Raw genomic sequence first — 21759 nt, forward strand, 5'->3', positions numbered from 1 at the left:
CGCACGCTGCTTTTTCTTGCCCCGGCCCCTGCCCTGCACTAGGCTTCCCGTTTTTCGCGACGCCCCAGGGGAGTCACTCACATGGTCGAAGGTTTGGGCAGGATCGGCTTCGGCCTGTTCGGGTTGGCGGTGCTGATCGGCATCACCTGGTTGTTTTCCAACAACAAGCGTGCGGTTGACTGGAAGCTGGTTGCCACCGGTATCACCCTGCAGATCGCGTTCGCGGCGCTGGTGATCCTGGTGCCGGGCGGCCGCGACGTGTTCGATGCGCTGGGCAAGGGCTTCGTCAAGGTTCTCAGCTTCGTCAATGAAGGCTCGGGCTTCATCTTCGGCTCGTTGATGGACACCAAGAACTACGGCTTCATCTTCGCCTTCCAGGTGCTGCCGACCATCATCTTCTTCTCGGCGCTGATGGGGGTGATGTACCACCTCAACGTCATGCAGGCGATCGTGCGCGTGATGGCGTGGTCGATCACCAAGGTGATGCGCGTGTCCGGCGCGGAAACCACCAGCGTCTGCGCCAGCGTCTTCATCGGCCAGACCGAGGCGCCGCTGACCGTGCGCCCGTACATCGCCAGGATGACCCAGTCCGAGCTGCTGACCATGATGATCGGCGGCATGGCCCACATCGCCGGCGGCGTGCTGGCGGCCTATGTGGGCATGCTCGGCGGTGGCGACCCGGCGCAGCAGGCCTTCTACGCCAAGCACCTGCTGGCAGCGAGCATCATGGCCGCACCGGCCACCCTGGTCGTGGCCAAGCTGCTGATTCCGGAAACCGGCACCCCGCTGACCCGCGGCACGGTGAAGATGGAAGTCGAAAAGACCTCCAGCAACATCATCGACGCGGCCGCTGCCGGTGCCGGTGACGGCCTGAAGCTGGCGCTGAACATCGGCGCGATGCTGCTGGCCTTCATCGCCCTGATCGCGCTGCTGAACGCCCCGTTGACCTGGATCGGCGAGGTGACCGGCCTGGCCGCTGCCATCGGCAAGCCGACCAACCTGTCGACCATCTTCGGTTACGTGCTGGCCCCGATCGCCTGGGTGATCGGTACCCCGTGGGCTGATGCCACCACCGTCGGTTCGCTGATCGGCCAGAAGGTCGTGATCAACGAATTCGTCGCCTACACCGAACTGTCGCAGATCGTGAACGGCCAGGTGGCCGGCGTGAGCCTGTCCGAGGAAGGTCGCCTGATCGCCACCTACGCGCTGTGCGGCTTTGCCAACTTCAGCTCGATCGCGATCCAGATCGGCGGCATCGGCGGCCTGGCCCCGGAACGTCGCCACGACCTGGCCAAGTTCGGCCTGCGCGCGGTGTTGGGCGGTACCATTGCCACCTTCATGACGGCGACCATCGCCGGCGTGCTGACGCACTTCAGTTGAACCCTTGGTTGAGAAAAGATTCCCTATGAGCAGCAGTGTCGTTGTCGTCGGTTCCTTCAATGTCGATCACGTGTGGCGGTGTGAGTCGCTGCCGGCACCGGGTGCGACCATTGCCGGCCGCTACAGCACCGGCCCCGGGGGCAAGGGCTTCAACCAGGCGGTGGCGGCCTGCCGCGCCGGTGCCGACACGCACTTCGTGTGCGCGTTGGGCGATGACGCCGGTGGCGCCACCGCGCGTGAACTGGCTGCGCAGGATGGCTTCGCGCTGATCGCCGAGGCCAGCAGCGAACCGACCGGCACCGCGGGCATCTACGTGGACGCGCGTGGCCGCAACACCATCGTGATCGGCCCGGGTGCCAACGCCGCGCTGGGCACCGATTTCCTGCAACAGCAGCAGGCCCTGCTGACCCGCGCCAAGGTGGTGCTGGTGCAGCTGGAATCGCCGGTGCAGACCATCGAAGCGGCGCTGGCCACGGCCCGCGAGGCCGGTGTCACCACCGTGCTCAATACCGCACCGGCCGATGCGCCCTCGACCATCGGCCTGCTCAAGCTGGCCGATGTGATCACCCCGAACGAAACCGAGTTCGCTGCCCTGCTCGGCCGCCATGTCGGTGAGCGCGTGGATGCCAACGACGTCGCCGCGCTGGATGGCGCCAGCCTGCACGCGCTGTGCCGCAAGCTGGTCGGCAACGGCACCGTGGTGGTGACCCTGGGTTCGGTGGGCGTGTTCGTGTCGCATGCCGACGAGAACCTGCGCGGCGATACCCAGCCGTACTACCGCGTGGGTGCCGAACAGGTGCAGGCGATCGACACCACCGGTGCCGGTGACGCCTTCAACGGTGCGCTGGCCGCGTCGCTGGCGCAGGTGGCCGACGCCCCGTTCGCCCGCCACGTGCGCTTCGCCAACCAGTTCGCCGGCCGTTCGACCGAGAAGGAAGGCGCCGCTGCGGCGATGCCGCGCTTCACCCCGGCCGACGCTGAAGCCAGGTAATTCCACGCCACGCGTGGATGACAAGGCCCGGGTGTGCAGACACCCGGGCCATTCTTTTGCCCATTGCCCAGCCCCTGCGACCGCCTGTCGCATTGCCCACATCCTGCCCCTCGCCCACCATCCGCGCAGCTTCCTCGCACGGGCAGGACATGGACGGATTCCCCTGGCTGCTGGTCGCGGCCGCCGGCAGTGCCGTGGCGGCGCTGCTGCATATCGGCTGCATCGCCTTCGGCGCCGCGTGGTACAGGTACTTCGGTGCCGGCCAGCGCGTGGTCCGGCTGGCGCATGCGGGGCACTGGTGGCCACCGCTGATGACCGCGGTCATCACTGCCGTGCTGGTGGCCTGGACCCTGTACGCACTGGCCGCCGCGGGCTGGCATTCGCCGCTGCCGGCCAGCCGCCTGGTCCTGCCCGGCATCGCCGCGCTGCTGTTGCTGCGTGCCGCGATGGGCTTCGGCCTGGCGCTGTTCCGGCCGGGGTACAACGGCACGCGCTTCTGGGCGGTCAGCTCGCTGGTCTGCCTGGGCCTGGGGCTGGCCTTCGCGCTGGGTACCCGCCAGGCCTGGCAGAGCCTGGGGTAGCCGCCCACCATCGCCCGCCCGTGGGGGCGGCGGAAGCAACCGTCAAGCATCTGCTGATGCCGGTACGGCATGAGGTCGGTGCCGATCGGCCTGAACCGGACCGCGCGCGGCACGGCCGTACCGCCGCCCGCGCCCTACAATGGGCGCATGCAGATCGGCCCGTACACCATTGCCCCCAACGTCGTGCTGGCACCCATGGCCGGCGTCACCGACAAGCCCTTCCGCCTGCTGTGCAAACGGCTGGGTGCGGGACTGGCCGCCTCGGAAATGACCATCAGCGACCCGCGCTTCTGGAACACGCGAAAGTCGATCCACCGCATGGACCATGACGGCGAGCCGGCCCCGATCAGCGTGCAGATCGCCGGCACCGAGCCGCAGCAGCTGGCCGAGGCCGCGCGCTACAACGTCGACCACGGCGCGCAGATCATCGACATCAACATGGGCTGCCCGGCCAAGAAGGTGTGCAACGCCTGGGCGGGCTCGGCGCTGATGCGCGACGAGCAGCTGGTGGCGCGCATCCTCGAAGCCGTGGTCAACGCAGTGGACGTGCCGGTCACGCTGAAGATCCGCACCGGTTGGGACTGCGACCATCGCAATGGCCCGGTGATCGCCCGCATCGCCGAGGCCAGCGGCATCGCCGCACTGGCCGTGCATGGCCGCACCCGCGACCAGCATTACACCGGCCAGGCCGAGTACGCCACCATCGGCGAGATCAAGGCTGCGCTGCGCATCCCGGTGATCGCCAACGGTGACATCGATTCACCGCAGAAGGCCGCCCACGTGCTGCAGCAGACCGGGGTGGATGCAGTGATGATCGGCCGCTCCGCGCAGGGCCGGCCGTGGATCTTCCGCGAAGTGGCGCACTACCTGGCCACCGGCGAGGAACTGCCACCGCCGTCGCTGGCGGAAGTGCGCGACATCCTGCTCGGCCACCTGCATGCGCTGCATGCGTTCTATGGCGAGCCGCAGGGCGTGCGCATCGCGCGCAAGCACCTGGGCTGGTATGCCAAGGACCGGCCGGAGAACGCCGCCTTCCGCTCCGTGGTCAACCGTGCCGAAGACCCGCAGGGCCAGATCGCGCTGACCACGGAATACTTCGACCGCCTGATCGCCGGGGAACCGGCGCTGTCTTCGGCCGCCTGACCGCCCCCGCCGCGTCGCAACGTCGAGCCTGCTCGACCGAATTGAACTCCGAGAGCCCGCCTCCATGACCCCGCCGATTTCCTCCCCGACCTACCTGCACGGATTTTCCGGCACCGAACAGCAGCGCCTGATGACCCAGGCCCGGCTGCTGGAATCGAGCATCTTCGGCCAGATCGACTACAGCGGCGCGCGGCGCCTGCTGGAAGTCGGCAGTGGCGTCGGTGCGCAGACCGAGATCCTGCTGCGCCGCTTCCCCGAGCTGCACGTGACCGGCGTGGACCTGAGCGAAACGCAGCTGGCCACCGCGCGCGAGAACCTGGCGCGCACGCCGTGGTGCAGCGACCGATACACCCTGCAGCAGGCCGACGCCGGCGAGCTGCCGTTCGAGGCACGCAGCTTCGACTCGGCGTTCCTGTGCTGGGTGCTGGAACACGTGCCTTCACCGGCGCGTGTGCTGAGCGAAGTGCGCCGCGTGCTGGCACCGGGTTCGCCGGTCTACATCACCGAAGTGATGAATGCCTCGTTCCTGCTCGACCCGTACTCGCCGCACATCTGGCGCTACTGGATGGCCTTCAACGACTTCCAGTACGACCATGGCGGTGACCCGTTCGTCGGTGCAAAGCTGGGCAACCTGCTGCTGGCCGGCGGCTTCCGCGACGTGCACACCGAGATCAAGACCATCCACCTGGACAACCGCGAACCGGCGCGTCGCAAGACGATGATCGCGTTCTGGGAACAGCTCCTGCTGTCGGCCGCCGACCAGCTGCTGCAGGCCGGCTCGGTGGACGAGGAAACCGTGGAAGGCATGCGCCGCGAGTTCCGCCTGGTGCAGAACGACCCGAACGCCGTGTTCTTCTACTCGTTCGTCCAGGGCCGCGCCACGGTGTATTGATCCGGTGTTCTGCTGCCGATCGGGGCCGTAGAGCCACGCCATGCGTGGATCCAGTGATCAATGCACGGCGGTGTGGTCGGCCGCGCCCGGCGCCGCCGCCGGCTCCTGCCAGATCCGCTGCCACATAGCCGCCAGGCGGCGACCGGCGTCGGCACGCGCGGCGGGACTGCTGTAGTCCACCCGCACCTGCTCGGGAACGATCGCCCGCCACTGCCCGTCGGCCTGCCCGGCCACGACGAAGTTGAAGGTGTAGTCCGGCTCCAGCCCCATGCGCAGGTCACTCAGCACCAACCGGCCGTCAACCACCTGCGCACGCATGAAACCGCGGTTGAACCACGTCAGCTGCTGCACCGCCGGGATGGCCTGCGCTTCGCGCAAGGCCTGTACGTTGGACGCATGGCCTTCGAACCGCATCGGCCGGTGGTCGGCCACCAGCGAGCGGTCACCCACCACGTAGCCATTGGGCGTCATCGCCACCACCCGCCACAGCAGGGTGTTGAACGGCATCGGTACCGAGAAGCGCGGCGCATCTCCCAGGCCCATCGCGGCCAGGCTCTGCTGTGCGGCACGGTCGACCTGTGACTTGGCGATCAGGCCCCAGCCCAGGTAGCCACTGCTGAGCAGCAGGGCCACGCCCAGCACCTTGCCCGCCCAGGGCCGGGCGCGGCCGAACCAGGCCAGCACGCAGCCCAGCAGAAGCCACACCGTATACCCCGGGTCGATGATGAAGACACTGGATCCCATGGTCGGATGCGGGCGCAGCGGCCACCACAACTGGGTGCCATACACGGTGAACGCATCCAGCACCGGATGGGTGACCAGCGCCAGCTGGATCGCCCAGAACCAGCGCAGCGGTGACTGCGCGACGCGGCCATTGCCGAAGCGCTTGAACAGCCACCAGATCAATGCCGCCACCCATGGCAGTACCAGCAGCGAATGACTGAAACTGCGGTGCTCGATCATGTTCGCCACCGGATCGGCTGCGGTGAAACCGAGCCACAGCGCGTCGAGGTCCGGCAGGGTGCCAAGCGCGGCACCAGCGAGCAGGGCCGCACGGCGATGTCCGGGCGGGGCGATGGCAGCGGCGACGGCGCCACCGAGCACGATCTGGGTCAGGGAGTCCATGGGCCGATGCTAGCGGCTTGCGGGCGGTGCATGTAGAGCCGAGCCCATGCTCGGCTGCGCTTCGTTCGGCGCCACGTCAGCCGAGCATGGGCTCGGCTCTACAGTAGGACAGACGCGCGTTACGCCGCCTGCGACAACCGCGCGCCTGGCAGTTCCACCAGGGTCTGGCCGTTGTGGTCGAGCAGGCGCAGCGCACCATCATGGTCCTCGGCCAGTGCGGTCAGGCTCTCCACCCAGTCGCCGTCGTTGGCGTAGACCAGGCCATCGCGTTCGACCAGCGCCGCGCGGTGGATGTGGCCGCAGACGATGCCATCCAGGCCGCGCCGGCGCACGTCGTCCAGCCCGGCCTGCACGAAGCGCTCGATGTAGCGTTCGGCGGCCCCGCTGCGCTTCTTCAGGAACTCCGACAGCGACCAGTAGCGCATGCCAAGCCGGCGCCGTACCGCGTTCAGCGCCTGGTTGCCGGTCAGGATGCGGTAGTACAGCCAGTCGCCGAACTTTTCCTGCAGGCCACCGAAATGGGTCACGCCGTCGTAGTCGTCGCCATGCGCGACCAGCAGCCGGCGGCCATCGGCGGTCACGTGGATGGCACGGCGGCGCACCTGCATGGCCGGCAACATCAGCCCGCACACCTGGCGCAGCGAGGCATCGTGGTTGCCGGGAATGTAGATGATCTCGGTCCCTGCACGGCGCAGCGCGTGCAGGGCCTGGATGACTTCGCTGTGCGACTGCCGCCAGTTGGCGCGGCGATGCGCCATCCACCACAGGTCGATGATGTCGCCGACCAGGTACAACCGCTCGCAGCGCAGCTGCGAGAGGAACCGCGCCAGCTCGGTGGCATGGCAATGACGTGAGCCCAGGTGCACGTCGGAGACGAACACTGCGCGCCGGTGCGGCGACAGGTTCGCCAGCGTGCTCATGCCGGCGCACCCGTGTCGCGCAGGTAGCGTTTGCGCTTGTTCGGCCGGATCGCGCACAGGTCCACTTCGATCAGGCCGTCGATCGAATCGCTGAAGTCCGGGTCCACACCGAAGGCGAGGAAGCGCGCGCCGCCGGGTTCGCACAGATCGGTGTACTGGCGGTACAGCGTCGGCACGCCGGTACCCAGTGCGGCCAGGTTGGCCTTGAGCACATCGAACGCGGCACCCGCATCCAGCTCGCCGAAACTTGGCGGTGCGGCGAAGTACTGGAAGGGGCGGTTCGATTCGGCCAACCCGGCGGTTCCGCCGTAGTAGCGCTGGTAGTAGGCCACCAGCTGCTCGCGCGCATCGCGCGGCAGCGCTGCGCTGATCGAGACCGCGCCGAACAGGTAGCGGATGCCCGGCCGGCACTGCAGGTAGGCGCCGATGCCCTGCCACAGGTAGTCCAGGCTGCGGCTGCCCCAGTAATCGGGCACCACGAAGCTGCGGCCCAGCTCCAGGCCCTCGGCAATGTGGGTGATGGCATCGTCGGAATAGCGGAACAGCGACGCGCTGTAGAGCCCGGACAGGCCGTGCCGGGCCAGGGCCTGGGCGCCGCGCATGATGCGGTAGGCACCGGCAATGCGCTGCGCCGCCGCGTCCCAGATCACGATGTGCTCGTACTGCGGATCGTAGGCGTCCAGGTCGCGGCTGCGCCCGGTGCCCTCGCCCACCTGGCGGAAGGTCAGCTCGCGCAGGCGGCCCAGTTCCAGCAGCAGCGGTGAATCGGCGGTACAGTTCGCCAACAGGATCTGCTTGCCATCGGCGGTCTGGCCCAGCTGGGTGGCCGCGGCAATGCCGGCGGCGACCTGCGAAGGCGGCACCGGAGACGCCAATGGCTCGGGGCCTGCGCACGCAGCGGCATTGCCGGCCGCGCCGTTGCGGCCCAGCGCGTACAGCGCGCGGCGCACCGCCAGCAGCTGTGCGCCCGGGTCACCGCCCTTGCCCAGCTGCATCGGCTCGCCGATGCTCAGCCGCAGCGGGCGGCCACGACGGGCGAACATTTCGCGCGCCAGCAGCGCGGTGCCGGCCGGCTTGAACAGGGTCGAGGCGCCGTAGAACAGCGCCGAGTTGCGCGCTTCCACCCGCACCGGCAGCACCGGCGCAGCGGCCGCGCGGGCAAAGCGGACGAACCCGCGCTGCCAACGGCCATCGCGGATGCCGCGCAGCGACAGGCGCGAGACCTCGCCGGCCGGGAACACGATCACGCACTGCTCGGCGGCCAATGCTTCCTCCACCGCATGCAGGCTGCCGCGCCGGGCCTTGCCACCGAGGATGCGCACCGGCAGCAGCAGGTCCTGCAGCGGCGCGATCGCCCCCAGCAGATCGTTGGCCACGATCCGCACGTCGCGGCGGATACGGCCAACCGCGTCCAGCAGTGCGAGGGCATCCAGTGCCCCGGAGGGGTGGTTGGCGACGATCAGCAGGCGGCCGGTGGCCGGGATCCTGGCCAGCGCGGCCGGATCCACCTGGTACTGGCCGCCGATGAATTCCAGGCCGGCGGCGACGAAACCGAAGCCGCGCAGTCCTGAGCTGCGCTGCAGGAAGGCTTCGATCTGGTCCAGGCGCGACCAGCGCCCGACGCTGCGCAGCAGCGGCCGCGCCAGTTGGCCGCGACGGCCATGGAACCAATCGGGGAAACGTTGCTGGAGACGCTGTTCGAGTTCCTGCATGGCGGATCCACTGATGCCCGGCGGCCGGATTGGCCGACAGCCTGCGCCCGGCAGGCGGCAGCCAGATGGCGGTTTCGGGGCAGAACGATGACGGCCGGCCCGCCTTCGCGGCGAGGTCGCCGCCTGCGCGGTCGGGGCCGGCAGCCGTCCCGTCTGTTGTCACGCTGGTGGAACACTGGGCCTCAAGGCTGGGCCCCAATCCCCAAGGGACGGCCCCTCCAGGCCTACGCGGGCTTAACCACCGGCAACCGGCACAGGTTCACAATGCACAGGCGGCGCACCCCGTGTATCATGCGCGCCCATCTTTCCATCCGAATCAAGGGATATTACGCCTGATGTCCAGCTATCTCTTCACCTCCGAGTCGGTCTCCGAAGGCCATCCGGACAAGGTTGCCGACCAGATCTCCGATGCGGTGCTGGACGCGATCCTGACCCAGGACCAGCGCGCCCGCGTGGCCTGCGAGACCATGGTCAAGACCGGCGTTGCCATCGTGGCCGGTGAAATCACCACCAGCGCCTGGATCGACCTGGAAGCGCTGACCCGCAAGGTCATCACGGACATCGGCTACGACAGCTCCGACGTCGGTTTCGACGGCGCCACCTGCGGCGTGCTGAACCTGATCGGCAAGCAGTCGCCGCACATCGCCCAGGGCGTGGATCGCAAGAAGCCGGAAGAAATGGGCGCTGGCGACCAGGGCCTGATGTTCGGCTATGCCACCAACGAGACCGACAGCTACATGCCGGCCGCGATCCACCTGTCGCACCGCCTGGTCGAGCAGCAGGCCAAGATCCGCAAGAAGAAGAACTCGCCGCTGTCGTGGCTGCGTCCGGACGCCAAGAGCCAGGTCACCCTGCGCTATGAAAACGGCGTGGTCTCGGCCATCGACGCCGTGGTCCTGTCGACCCAGCACGCCCCCGGCATCAAGCAGAAGGACCTCATCGAGGCCGTCCGCGAAGAGATCATCAAGCCGGTGCTGCCGGCCAAGTGGCTGCACAAGGGCACCAAGTTCCACATCAACCCGACCGGCAAGTTCGAGATCGGTGGCCCGGTGGGCGACTGCGGCCTGACCGGCCGCAAGATCATCGTCGACACCTACGGCGGCTGGGCCCGTCACGGTGGTGGTGCCTTCTCCGGCAAGGACCCGTCCAAGGTCGACCGTTCGGCAGCCTACGCGGCCCGCTACGTCGCCAAGAACGTGGTGGCCGCCGGCCTGGCCGACCGTTGCGAAGTGCAGGTCTCCTACGCCATCGGCGTGGCTGAGCCGACCTCGATCTCGGTCACCACCTTCGGCACCGGCAAGATCAGCGACGACAAGATCGAGAAGCTGATCCGCAAGCACTTCGACCTGCGCCCGTACGGCATCATCAAGATGCTGGACCTGGTGCACCCGATGTACCAGCAGACCGCGGCCTACGGCCACTTCGGCCGCAAGCCGAAGGAGTTCAGCTACCTCAACGGCGAAGGCGAGACCGTCAACGCCACGGCCTTCTCCTGGGAGAAGACCGACCGCGCCGCCGCCCTGCGCGCCGATGCGAAGCTGAAGTAAGAAACACGAAGGGCCGCTCACGCGGCCCTTCTGCTTTCTGTAGAGCCGAGCCCATGCTCGGCTTTCTTTTTCCTGCGACAAGAGCAGCCGAGCATGGGCTCGGCTCTCCAAGAGCTACGCCACGCCGATACAATCGCCGCATGTCGACCGAACTGAAAACCCACCAGCTGTCCATGACCGTGCTGATGTCGCCGGAGATGGCCAATTTCTCCGGCAAGGTCCACGGCGGCGCCATCCTGCGCCTGCTCGACCAGGTTGCCTACGCCTGCGCCAGCCGTTACGCCGGCAGCTACGTGGTCACCCTGTCGGTGGACCAGGTGATGTTCCGCCAGCCGATCGCGGTGGGCGAGCTGGTCACCTTCCTGGCCTCGGTGAACCATACCGGCACCTCGTCGATGGAGATCGGCATCAAGGTGGTGGCCGAGGACATCCTCAAGCGCAGCGTGCGCCACGCCAACAGCTGCTTCTTCACCATGGTGGCCGTGGATGAGGAAGGCCGGCCGACGCCCGTCCCGCCCCTGCAGCCGGCGACGTCCGACGAGAAGCGCCGCCAGGCCGCCGCGCAGATCCGCCGCCAGCTGCGCCAGGAAATGGAACAGCGCCATCTGGAACTGCTGGCATCGAATCCGCCGTCACCGGAGGAATGAGGTAGTGCCGGCCGCTGGCCGGCAACCTCGCGCGTGCTGCCAGAGGTAGCCGGCCAGCGGCCGGCACTACCATTGCGAATTCGCCGGGCCATGCCCGGCGGATGCGGATCAACCGGTGTTCTGCACGCCCTGCGCAACACCGTTCACGCAGGCCACCAGCGCGCGCAGCAACCCGTCATCCTCGCGCCCGCTGGCCCGCCAGCGCTGCAACAGGTCCACCTGCAGCACGCTGATCGGATCGACGTAGGGATTGCGCAGGCGGATCGACAGCGCCAGCCGCGCATCGTGGTCGAGCAGCGTCCGCTGGTCCATCAGCGCCAGCAGCCAGTGCCGGGTGAGTTCCAGTTCGCGCTGCACCTGCGGGAAGAAGTGCCCGTGCAGTTCACCCGACAACAGCGAAAACTGCTCGGCGATGGTGATATCGCCCTTGGACAGCACCATCGCGATGTCGTCCAGGAAGGTGCGGAAGAACGGCCAGTCCCGCGCCATCTCGCGCAGGGTCTGTTCGTGGCCGGCAGCAACCGCCGCCTGCAGGCCACTGCCCACGCCGTACCAACCGGGAATCACCGCGCGCGCCTGGCTCCAGGCGAACACCCAGGGAATCGCACGCAGGTTGCCCAGCGCGGCGTCCTGGCCGAGCCGGCGCGATGGCCGCGAGCCCAGCGTCATGCGTTCGATCACGTCGATCGGCGTGGCGGTGCGGAAGTAGTCCATGAAACCGGCCTGGCCAACGAACGCGCGATACACCTCGCTGCTGGCCGATGCCACCGCGTCCATCACCGGTCGCCACTCATCCTCGCGCGGCTCGGCGGCACGCGGGCGCAGGCTGGCACGCAGCACCGCACCGGTGGCCTGCTCCAGCGAGCGCAGGGCCAGCGCACGGATGCCGTACTTGCGATGGATCACCTCGCCCTGCTCGGTCACCCGCAGGCGGCCATCGATGCTGCCGCGCGGCGATGCGTCCACCGCGTGCGTGGTCTTGCCGCCACCGCGGCTGATCGAGCCGCCACGGCCATGGAAGAAGGTCAGGCGGATGCCGGCCTCGGCCGCCACCTCCAGCAGCTCCACCTGTGCACGCTGCAGGCCCCAGCGCGATGCGGCGATGCCACCGTCCTTGCTGCTGTCCGAATAGCCCAGCATCACCATCTGCACGTCATCGCGCGCTTGCAGGTGCGCGCGATAGATCGGGTCGGCCAGCAGATCACGCAGGGTCGCGGTGCCGCGCTTGAGGTCCTCCACCGTCTCGAACAGCGGCGCGATATCCAGCGGTACTGATCCGTTCTCTTCCACCAGGCCGCCACGGCGCGCCAGCGCCAGCACCGCCAGCACGTCGCTGCGGTCATGTGCCATCGAGATGATGTAGCTGCCCAGTGCATCGCCACCATGCCGCGCACGGGCATCGGCCAGCGCGGCGAACACGGCGTCCAGTCGCCGGTTGCCTTCGTCGTCGCCCTTCGGCAACGGCGCGTCACCACTGGCATGCGGCGCCAGCAGGCGTGCGCGGCCCAAGGCATCCAGACCGTCCCACGCTGCGTCGCCGCCCAGCACCGTGGCCAGCGCGCGCGCGTGCACGCTCGATTCCTGGCGCACGTCCAACCGCGCCAGGTGGAAGCCGAAGGTCTTCACCCGCCACAGCAGGCGCTGCACGGCGAAGCCACCGGCATGTTCGCCGCGGTTGGCGCGCAGGCTGTCGAGGATCAGCTGCAGGTCGTCGATCAGTTCGTCCGGACCGGCGTAGGCGCCTTCGCCGTCATCCAACGTGGCCTGCAGGCGTGCACGCATGCGGTCGTTGAGCAGGCGGTACGGCATGTCGGCATGGCGCGGGCGCGACTGCACCTGCGGCAGCAGCTGCTGGTAGTGCGCCACGCGCGCCTGCAGCGCCTCGCTCACGCCCACCCGCTCGGTGGACTGGCTGAGCAGGCTGGCCAGCTGCAGCAGTTCCTTCTGGTAGCGACCCAGCACGGCCTGCCGTTGCGCGTCCAGCGTAGTGCGGATGGTGTGGGCATCCACGTTCGGGTTGCCGTCCATGTCGCCGCCCACCCACGTACCGAAGCGCAGCAGGCGCGGCAGCGGCAGTTCTTCGCCGTAGGTATCGCGCAGCGCCTGCTGCAGCGATTCGTACAGCACCGGGATCACCCGGTACAGCACCTGCACCAGATAGAAGCCGACGTGCTCGCGCTCGTCATCGACGGTAGGCCGCACCGGCGAGGAATCGGTGGTTTGCCACGAAGCGGTCAGCGCCATGCGGAAGCGCGCAGCATCGGCGGCCGCTTCCCCCGGCGTGCGCTGGCCGTCGAGGTTGTCGACCAGGCTGGCCACCATCAGCTGCTCTTTCTCCAGCAGCGCGCGGCGCACCGCTTCGGTCGGGTGCGCGGTGAACACCGGTTCGATGTCGATGCGCGGCAGCCACTGCGCCAGCTCATCCAGGCCCACGCCCTGCGCCTTCAGGTGCTGCAGCGCATCCTGCAGGCCGTCGGGCTGCGCCCCGGCGGTACCGGCACGCTGGTAATCACGGCGGCGGCGGATGCGATGCACGCGCTCGGCGATGTTGACCACCTGGAAGTAGGTGCTGAAGGCCCGCACCATGGTCTCGGCCTGCTGCGGCGTGCGCCCGGCCAGCCCTTCGGCCAGCTCCGACAGCGGCGCCTGGTTCTCGCGGCGGGCAATGGCGCGGGTGCGCACGTCCTCGACATCGTCGAGAAAAGCGGCCGAAACCTGTTCGACCAGCAGGTCACCGACCAGTGCGCCGAGCCGGCGCACGTCATCGCGAAGCGGAAGATCGGGGGAAGCAAACTCGATGCTGCTGCGGTACTCGTTCATCGGCGACGCACAGGCCTCGGTCAACGGATCCAGACCCCAAGCCTATCCCAGATCGGGCGTCGTGCTGCGATGCAAGAATGGTTTCATCTGCACGTATCCATGGCGGACGCAGCCGAGCATGGGCTCGGCTCTACAAGCGTCATGGCGCGTGACACCGTGTAGCGCCCGAGCCCATGCTCGGGCGGCGGCGCAGCCGCACAGGCGGCCGCTGTTGCAGCGGCCACCCTCATGCACGTATCAGCGCTTCTTCTTCGCCGTGCCCTGCTCGGCCGGGCCGATGGTCTGCTCCAGCCAGCGCTCGCTCTCGGCCAGCATGGTCATGATCGATTCGCGTGCGCGGTAGGCATGCGATTCGTTGGGCAGCATCACCAGCCGCGCGGTGCCACCCAGGCCCTTCACCGCCGCGAACATGCGCTCGCTCTGGATCGGGAACGTGCCGGAGTTGTTGTCGTCCACGCCGTGGATGAACAGGATCGGGTCCTTGATCCTGTCGGCGTAATTGAACGGCGCCATCTTCTGGTAGACGTCCTGCGCCTGCCAGTAGTTGCGCTCCTCGGCCTGGAAGCCGAACGGCGTGAGCGTGCGGTTGTAGGCGCCGCTGCGCGCAATGCCCGCCTTGAACAGGCGGGTGTGTGCCAGCAGGTTGGCCGTCATGAACGCACCGTACGAATGGCCACCAATGGCGATGTGATCGCGGTCGGTCACGCCACGCCGCACCACTTCATCCACGGCCGCCTGCGCATTGGCCACCAGCTGTTCGATGTAGGTGTCGTTCGGCTCCTTGTCGCCCTCGCCGATGATCGGCATCGACGGGCTGGCCAGCACCACGTAACCCTTGGCCAGGAACGCCTGCGGACCCCAGTAGCTGACCGCATTGAAGCGATACGGCGAATCGGTCACCTGGCTGGCCGCGGCCGCGCTCTTGAACTCGCCCGGGTAGGCCCACATCAGCAGCGGGCGCGGGCCGTCGCGCTTCGGGTCGTATCCCGGCGGGAGCAGCAGGGTCGCGGTCAGGTCGACGCCGTCCTTGCGCTTGTAGCGGATCTGCTCCTTCTGCACACCCTTCAGCTGCGGCAGCGGATGCGCGAAATGGGTCAGCGCGCGCGGTGCGCTCCCAGCATCGGCCAGCGACTGCACGTAGAAGTTGGCCGGCTCGTCCGGGCTCTCGCGGCTCAGCAGCAGCGAACTGCCCTGCTTGTCCAGCAATGCCACCGGCAGCGCATAGCTCGGTGCCTGCGAGTGGAACAGGCGCGTTGCCTTGCCCGTGGCGATGTCGAAGCGGTCCACGAACGGACGGTCGCCTTCCGGCGAAGCACCGGCGCCGGCCAGGTACAGGCTGCCGCCATCGGCGCTGGTCTGCAGCAGCGAACGGCCGCGCTCGTCGCTGGCCCGCAGCGGCCGGCCCGGATCGGCGTAGCGGTCCTGCGCATCGCGATCCCACAGCAGGCGCGGTTCGGCGCTGGCATTGTCCGGGGCGATCAGCCAGGTCTTGGTCCTGCGGGTCTTCCACCACGATTCGGTCAGCAGGGCCAGGTCGCCACGGCCCCAGCTGATACCGGCCAGGCGGCTGCCCAGCTGGGCCAGCGTCACCGGCGGTGTGTCGAACGGCGCGGCCTGCATCAGCACCGCATCGCGCACCTTGGCATCCCTGTTCGGGTCGCCACCATCCTGCGCTTCGGCCCAGACCAGGGTCGCGTCGGCATCACCACGCCAGCCGATGTCACGCACGCCGGTCACTTCGGCGTCGTTGCCGGTCGGCAGGCCTTCCACCAGCGGACGCACGGCCACGGTATGCACCAGCTTGCCGCTGGCACGGTCGATCACTTCAATGCGGCGCGGGAAACTGCTCACCGGCACCACGTAGGAATACGGGCGCTGCACCGGCTGCCGCAGCACGAAGCGGCCATCCGGCGACACGGAGAAGCCCATGAAGATGCCGGCCGCGCCGATCGCGCGGGTGCTGCCATCCAGGCTGACTTCCACCGGCTGTGTGGTGGCGTAGTAGTCGAACTGGCGCGCGTCAGCCTCGTTCTTCAGCAGGTCCTGGTAGGTACGGATCGACACCACGCCATCGCCCTGGCGGGTCTGCTGCACGGCCGGGCCGGTCGGGATGCCGTCGGTGGCCGGGGCCGCACCGAGGTTGGCCGGGCGGGTGAACACCACCAGCCCGCGGCTGTCCGGCAGCCACTGGTAACCGCTGCCGATCACCGTGTTCAGGCCGGCAAGCAGGCGGCGGGCGCTGCCGGCGGCCACGTCCACCAGCCACAGTTCGTTGGCGCCGCTGGTGGCGTCGACCTGGTTGAAAGCGAGCCACTTCTGATCCGGAGACCACATCAGGCTGGCGATCGACAGCGTGGCCGGCAGGCCGCTGATCTGCCGTTCCTTGCCATCGGCCACGTTCATCAGCCACAGCTTCTCGCCGAAGCTGAAACGGCTGTCGGAGAACGTGCGCGGGTTGATGCGCAGGCCGGCCAGCTTCAGTTCCGGCTGCGCCACCACCCGGATCGGCGGCAGCGACGGCATCTGCATCAACGCGGCCATGTCGCGGCGAGGCGACAGGTGCAGCGACGGCGCGCGCGGTGCGTCGACCACCGCCTGCAGCGCCGCCGAGGGCAGTTCGTAGCCATTGGCACCCTGGGCCTGTGCTGCAGCGGGCTGTGGGGCCACCGCCCAGGCCAGCGGGGCCACGGCCAGCAGTCCCATCGACAGGACCAGGCCGGTCCAGCGCCGCGTACGGCGCGCGTGCATGCTCATCGTTCTACCTGCGTGATGCGTGAAAGCACCGACCTTAACAGGCCGTGCACGCGCCCCCATCTGCCGATGGTTGGGTCATCCGGATGTCATGCCGGGGCCGCGATATAATGGGGGTTCTCCCCTGCCGAGGGGCGCTGCGACCGGATCCGATGAGGCCCGGCCAGGCTCGGTAAGGTGGCTTTGTAACAACGGCGCCCGGCTAGATGCGAGCACCCGCTCGCCCACAACCGGAGCACACGAATGAACGCTGTTGCCAAGACCTTCTCCACCGAAGGTGATTACAAGATCCGCGACATCACGCTGGCCGACTGGGGCCGCAAGGAACTGGACATCGCCGAGCACGAAATGCCGGGCCTGATGTCGATCCGCCGCAAGTACCAGGCCGAGCTGCCGCTGAAGGGCGTGCGCGTGACCGGCTCGCTGCACATGACCATCCAGACCGCGGTGCTGATCGAGACCCTGAAGGACATCGGCGCCGACGTGCGCTGGGCCTCGTGCAACATCTTCTCGACCCAGGACCACGCGGCTGCCGCCATCGCCGCCACTGGCACCCCGGTGTTCGCCTGGAAGGGCGAGACCCTGGAAGAGTACTGGGACTGCACCCTGGACGCGCTGACCTTCACCCTGGCCGACGGCACCCTGACCGGCCCGGAACTGGTGGTGGACGACGGCGGTGACGTGACCCTGCTGATCCACAAGGGCTACGAACTGGAGAACGGCAGCGACTGGGTCAACACCGCGTCCGCCTCGCACGAAGAACAGGTCATCAAGAACCTGCTCAAGCGCGTCGCCAAGGAGCGCCCGGGTTACTGGGGCCGCGTGGTCAAGGACTGGAAGGGCGTCTCCGAAGAGACCACCACCGGCGTGCACCGCCTGTACCAGCTGGCCCAGGCCGGCACCCTGCTGATCCCGGCGATCAACGTCAACGACTCGGTCACCAAGAGCAAGTTCGACAACCTGTATGGCTGCCGCGAGTCGCTGGCCGACGGCCTGAAGCGCGCGATGGACGTGATGCTGGCCGGCAAGGTAGCCGTGGTCTGCGGCTACGGCGATGTCGGCAAGGGCTGCGCCGCGTCGCTGCGTGCCTACGGCGCGCGCGTGATCGTCACCGAGATCGACCCGATCTGCGCCCTGCAGGCGGCGATGGAAGGCTATGAAGTCAACACCATCGAATCGACCCTGGGCCGTGCCGACCTGTACGTCACCACCACCGGCAACCGCGACATCATCCGCATCGAGCACCTGAGCGCGATGAAGGACCAGGCCATTGTCTGCAACATCGGCCACTTCGACAACGAGATCCAGGTCGACGCACTGGTGTCCTTCGCCGGCATCAAGCACGTCAACATCAAGCCGCAGGTCGACAAGTACATCTTCCCGAACGGCAATGCGATCTTCCTGCTGGCCGAAGGCCGCCTGGTGAACCTGGGCTGCGCCACCGGCCACCCGAGCTTCGTGATGTCCAACAGCTTCGCCAACCAGACCCTGGCACAGATCGACCTGTGGGCGAACAAGGACAGCTACGAGAAGAAGGTGTACCTGCTGCCGAAGAAGCTGGACGAAGAAGTGGCTCGCCTGCACCTGGAAAAGATCGGCGTGAAGCTGACCACCCTGAGCCAGGAACAGGCCGACTACATCGGCGTGCCGGTGGAAGGTCCGTTCAAGCCGGACCACTACCGCTACTGATCGTGCGCGGTGCCGGCCAGCGGCCGGCACTACCGGCGCAGGCGGGGTCGGATCCCTTTCCGCAGGAAAGGGCGCTGACCCCGGCAACAGATGCAGACAGAACGGGCGCCTTCGGGCGCCCGTTCTGCGTTGCGTCGCCCCGCAGCAGATCCGCGCGCCCTGTCACAGTGCCCTAAGAAGCCGCTTGCTAGTCTCTATGCCCCCATGGACTGCCGACTGCAGGCCATGCGCCGGGACGCTGACAGCAAAGGACAGGACATGCCGCGCAACAATGACCGAGTGACCCGGGCGATGAAGCCCCTGATGATCCTGTGCTGGGTGGCCCTGCTGGCCGCCTGCAGCCCGTCTGGCAGCGATGCCGGTGCCAGCGCGCCGGCGGCGAACACCGGCCAGGCAAGCACCGACGGCAAGGCAACCAGCACCCCGGCAGCGGCCACGGGCAGCAGCGCTGCCTGCGCCGAGGGGGCATCACAGGTACAGACCCTGATCTGCAACGACCCCGCCCTGTTGCAGCAGGAAGCCGAGCTGGCCAAGGCTGAAGCCTCCGCACGCGACACCCTCGATGCCGCCGGCAAGGACAAGCTGCAGGCCGAGCAGCAGCGCTGGATCCAGCATACGCGCGACCTGTGCGGTGACGCGCACTGCCTGCAACAGGTATTTGCCGATCGCCTCAAGGTGCTCTCGGCCACGCGCGACGGCCTGGTCGACCAGGACGCCTGCGAAGTGCCCGACGGCCAGCAGCAGTGCGTGGACCTGCTGGTGCTGCGCGACCCCAACAGCCAGTTGGCGAACTTCAACACGCTGCTGGGAGAAAACGGCCAGGAAGGCCGCCTGCTGGGCTGTACGGCCGCCACCAACGTGGGCGGTGGCCCCAACGCCGTGCTGGCGGCCAACTGCATCCAGGAAACCACCGCCGGCAAGCGCAACGTGCAGTTGTGCAGCAACCAGATGGTCGGCCAGTTCGCCCTCGAACCGGCATCGGCCGCCTACGGCACCCAGGCCGTCCGCCAGCTGCTCGGCTTTACGCAGCAGCACTGCGCCGGCTGACATCCGCTGGGTGCGCCCGGCGCTTTTTCCCACATTGAAGGACGATGACCATGGCAAAGGATTCCACCCTTACCCGCGAACAGCTGTCCACGCTGTTCCTCAACACGGAGCTGGGCGGCAACACCCGCCACCTGGACCACTTCTCATACGCGCAGAAAGGCGCAAGCACCTACTCGTTTGGACTGGTGCAGTTCGATGTCGGCGGCAATCCACAGGCCAGGCGTTTCCTGCGCGACAACGGCTTCACCGCCGCTGACATCGAACTGCTGTCCCAGCAGGGCGGATTGAGCACCCGGCAGCTGGCGGCGCTTGACGCCAAGTTGCAGGCCATTCCGCAGGCGAAGATGGACCAGCTCACCAACGACAAGCTGGACAGCGCCATCGAGCGCGTCGATGAAGCCATCGCCAAGGTGCGTGCCACCAACCCGGCCGCCGCCGATGCCATCGCGGCCAACCCCGAACTGCAGCTGGCCATGGCCGACTATGACAACCAGTTCGGCGGCATGGGCCCGCAGTTCATCAGCTATCTGGCCGGCAACGCGGAAAAGCTGCAGGGCGGTACGGTCCAGGCCGGCAATCCACCGACCCGCGGCGACGTGCAGAACTTCGTCGATGCCACCAAGTACGGCATCCAGTCGCCGGCCGCGGTGACCAGCCGCGATGAGCGCTTCGACCGGGCCATGACCCAGCTGGGCATCACCCCCACCCATGCCCCCTCGCACGGGTCGCCCGGCGCGCCCGGCGGCAACGGCGTACTGGTCAGCGGCGCCAGGGGCGATGAGGTAAAGGCGATGCAGCAGAAGCTGGCCGACCTGGGCTATCTGGGCAAGGACGGCAAGCCACTGGTAGCCGATGGCGATTTCGGGCCCGGCACCCTGGAAGCGGTCAAGCAGTTCCAGCGTGAGCACCAGCTCACCGTCGATGGCAAGGTCGGTGCCACCACCCTGGGTGCGCTCGACAAGGCCATCGCGCAACAGCAACAGCAGGCCGCCGAACCGACCATGGCCACCCCCGGCCACGCCGACAACCCGCGTTACCAGCAGGTCGTGGAAAAGCTGGAAACGCTGGAAGAACAACGCCGCCAGGGTGGCCTGGCGCCACTGTTCAATGACCGCAGCCAGCTCGAGAACGCCGCAGGCCTGGTGGCTTACGAGTCCAAGCTGGCCGGCATGAGCCAGGTCGATACCGTGCTGGCGCGGCCGGACAACCAGGGCGTGTTCGCCGTGCAGGGCCAGCTTGGCGATCCCGCCATGCACCGCACTTACGTCGATCTGTCGCAGGCGGCGAACCACACGCTGCAGGACAGCACGCGGCATAGCCAGGCGCTGGACAACGAACTGTCGCAGCGACAGACCCAGGAACAGATTCAGACGCAGCAGTCGATGTCGCGCTGACGCGGGATGCCGACGATCACAGCCGGGACGGGCGCCTTCGGGGGCCCGTCCTGCGTTGATGCGCGAGTTTCGGTCAAGGCAATATCCCTACCTCGCGCTAGGATGCGCCCATGACCCCGGCCATCAACCTGCTCAAGCGCGAGAAGATCGCCCACACCGTGCGCAGCTACGTGCACGACGCCCACGCCGAATCGTATGGCGGCGAAGCCGTCGACAAGCTCGGCCTCGACCCGGCCCAGGTGTTCAAGACCCTGCTGGCCAGCACGGAAGCACACGAACTGCTGGTGGCGATCGTGCCGGTCGCCGGCCAGCTCGACCTGAAGGCGCTGGCCGAAGCCGCCGGCTGCAAGAAGTGCGAGATGGCCGCCGCCGATGCCGCACAGCGCGCCACCGGCTACCTGGTCGGTGGCATCAGCCCGCTGGGGCAGAAAAAGCGCCTGCGCACGTTCCTGGACACCAGTGCCGAAGCGCTGCCCGCGCTGCATGTCAGCGCCGGGCGCCGTGGCCTCGAGGTAGAACTGGCACCGGCCGATCTTCTGCGCCTCACCGCCGGCCACTACGCTGCCATCGGCAAGTCACGCTGATGCGCTGGCCGTGGTCTGCAGCGCCGGTACCCCGGCTCGACGATGCACAGGCCGACGTGCTGCTGCAGGACCTGCTGTCGCGCGATGCCACGCGCATCACCGATGCCGCACGCACGGTGGCACGGCTGTTCAGCACCGCGTCGTTGGACGCGTTGGTCGCACATGTGGATACGATCGAACGCAACTGCGAGGGCATCGCCCTTGGCGGCATGCTGATCAGCAACCAGGCGCACCTGAAGGCGGCCCTGCAACGGCTGCGCTACTGGCGGGCGCGTGAGGGGTGCCTGTGCGCACTCTACCCTTCTTATGTGTTCTTCAACCCTGCACCGCTGCTGGAACAGGGCCACGTGCTGCTGCTCGGACGAGGCGAGGCCGAGGATGGCTGGGGTGAGTGCTACCGGGTGACGTGCACGTCCTGCACGCAGCCGTGGAGCGCCACCGAGCGCGAATACCACTACCCGTGGTGGGAGTGGAAGCGCCTCTGACAGTGATGCAGCCACGCACGGCGTGGCTCCGCTGCGGTACGTCCAGATCCA

General features: G+C 67.9%; 17 protein-coding genes and 1 riboswitch. Of the genes, 12 read left to right on the forward strand and 5 right to left on the reverse strand.

Translation table 11 applies throughout. The annotated features are described in order from the left end of the window. Positions 1 to 81 precede the first annotated feature (81 nt). The 5 genes from AC5P56_RS07935 to AC5P56_RS07955 all read left to right on the forward strand — a co-directional run bounded on the left by AC5P56_RS07935 (position 82) and on the right by AC5P56_RS07955 (position 4987). Positions 82 to 1380: a NupC/NupG family nucleoside CNT transporter gene (locus AC5P56_RS07935; protein ID WP_014645968.1), complete on the forward strand. Its 1299-nt coding sequence runs from the start codon at positions 82 to 84 to the stop codon at positions 1378 to 1380. Positions 1381 to 1405: 25 nt separating this feature from the next. Further along, positions 1406 to 2371 carry a ribokinase gene (locus AC5P56_RS07940; RefSeq protein WP_014645967.1) on the forward strand — a complete coding sequence of 322 codons (966 nt, stop codon included), beginning with the start codon at positions 1406 to 1408 and terminating at the stop codon, positions 2369 to 2371. A 149-nt stretch (positions 2372 to 2520) separates the two neighbouring features. Next, positions 2521 to 2952: a hypothetical protein gene (locus AC5P56_RS07945; protein ID WP_014645966.1), complete on the forward strand. Its 432-nt coding sequence runs from the start codon at positions 2521 to 2523 to the stop codon at positions 2950 to 2952. Between the two features lie 147 nt (positions 2953 to 3099). Beyond that, a complete protein-coding gene (gene dusB, locus AC5P56_RS07950; protein WP_134808517.1) occupies positions 3100 to 4095 on the forward strand; it encodes a tRNA dihydrouridine synthase DusB in 996 nt (331 codons plus the stop codon). A gap of 64 nt (positions 4096 to 4159) precedes the next feature. After that, positions 4160 to 4987 carry a class I SAM-dependent methyltransferase gene (locus tag AC5P56_RS07955; RefSeq protein WP_005415318.1) on the forward strand — a complete coding sequence of 276 codons (828 nt, stop codon included), beginning with the start codon at positions 4160 to 4162 and terminating at the stop codon, positions 4985 to 4987. A 57-nt stretch (positions 4988 to 5044) separates the two neighbouring features. Here AC5P56_RS07955 and AC5P56_RS07960 read toward each other — a convergent pair whose 3' ends face one another. From AC5P56_RS07960 to olsF, 3 genes are all read right to left on the reverse strand, one after another. Continuing rightward, complete coding sequence (locus AC5P56_RS07960) at positions 5045 to 6112, reverse strand: metal-dependent hydrolase (protein ID WP_046428852.1); 1068 nt, start codon at positions 6110 to 6112, stop codon at positions 5045 to 5047. Positions 6113 to 6231: 119 nt separating this feature from the next. Continuing rightward, on the reverse strand, positions 6232 to 7032 hold the full coding sequence (locus AC5P56_RS07965) for a UDP-2,3-diacylglucosamine diphosphatase (protein WP_005412268.1): 801 nt from the start codon (positions 7030 to 7032) through the stop codon (positions 6232 to 6234). Beyond that, a complete protein-coding gene (gene olsF, locus AC5P56_RS07970; RefSeq protein ID WP_495231526.1) occupies positions 7029 to 8744 on the reverse strand; it encodes a bifunctional ornithine lipid synthase OlsF in 1716 nt (571 codons plus the stop codon). Before olsF ends, AC5P56_RS07965 begins: the two co-directional genes overlap by 4 nt. Before the next feature lie 335 nt (positions 8745 to 9079). On the opposite strand from olsF, the gene metK reads away from it, so the two are divergent. Both metK and AC5P56_RS07980 read left to right on the forward strand, forming a co-directional pair. After that, entirely contained in the window at positions 9080 to 10291 is a 1212-nt protein-coding gene (metK, locus tag AC5P56_RS07975) for a methionine adenosyltransferase (RefSeq protein WP_010481882.1), read from the forward strand. A gap of 140 nt (positions 10292 to 10431) precedes the next feature. Continuing rightward, positions 10432 to 10938: an acyl-CoA thioesterase gene (locus AC5P56_RS07980; protein WP_010481883.1), complete on the forward strand. Its 507-nt coding sequence runs from the start codon at positions 10432 to 10434 to the stop codon at positions 10936 to 10938. A 108-nt stretch (positions 10939 to 11046) separates the two neighbouring features. Here the strand turns inward: AC5P56_RS07980 and ppc are convergent, their stop codons facing one another. Both ppc and AC5P56_RS07990 read right to left on the reverse strand, forming a co-directional pair. After that, entirely contained in the window at positions 11047 to 13758 is a 2712-nt protein-coding gene (gene ppc / locus AC5P56_RS07985) for a phosphoenolpyruvate carboxylase (RefSeq protein ID WP_049406093.1), read from the reverse strand. Positions 13759 to 13995: 237 nt separating this feature from the next. Next, positions 13996 to 16512, reverse strand: coding sequence for a S9 family peptidase (locus tag AC5P56_RS07990; RefSeq protein WP_495231527.1), 2517 nt, complete (start codon positions 16510 to 16512; stop codon positions 13996 to 13998). A 120-nt stretch (positions 16513 to 16632) separates the two neighbouring features. Continuing rightward, positions 16633 to 16716: riboswitch (S-adenosyl-L-homocysteine riboswitch) on the forward strand. A gap of 36 nt (positions 16717 to 16752) precedes the next feature. On the opposite strand from AC5P56_RS07990, the gene ahcY reads away from it, so the two are divergent. The 5 genes from ahcY (at position 16753) to AC5P56_RS08015 (ending at position 21708) form a co-directional block, all read left to right on the forward strand. Next, entirely contained in the window at positions 16753 to 18198 is a 1446-nt protein-coding gene (ahcY, locus tag AC5P56_RS07995; RefSeq protein ID WP_014645960.1) for an adenosylhomocysteinase, read from the forward strand. Positions 18199 to 18456: 258 nt separating this feature from the next. Further along, positions 18457 to 19245, forward strand: coding sequence for a lysozyme inhibitor LprI family protein (locus AC5P56_RS08000; RefSeq protein WP_134808519.1), 789 nt, complete (start codon positions 18457 to 18459; stop codon positions 19243 to 19245). A gap of 50 nt (positions 19246 to 19295) precedes the next feature. After that, entirely contained in the window at positions 19296 to 20639 is a 1344-nt protein-coding gene (locus AC5P56_RS08005) for a peptidoglycan-binding domain-containing protein (protein ID WP_014645958.1), read from the forward strand. 110 nt (positions 20640 to 20749) lie between these two features. Beyond that, positions 20750 to 21223: a Cys-tRNA(Pro) deacylase gene (gene ybaK, locus AC5P56_RS08010; protein ID WP_053494932.1), complete on the forward strand. Its 474-nt coding sequence runs from the start codon at positions 20750 to 20752 to the stop codon at positions 21221 to 21223. After that, positions 21223 to 21708, forward strand: a complete 486-nt coding sequence (locus AC5P56_RS08015) for a hypothetical protein (RefSeq protein ID WP_049440185.1) — start codon at positions 21223 to 21225, stop codon at positions 21706 to 21708. Before ybaK ends, AC5P56_RS08015 begins: the two co-directional genes overlap by 1 nt. Positions 21709 to 21759 lie beyond the last annotated feature (51 nt).

Source organism: Stenotrophomonas sp. YJH_SMC_131 (genome assembly GCF_059367975.1).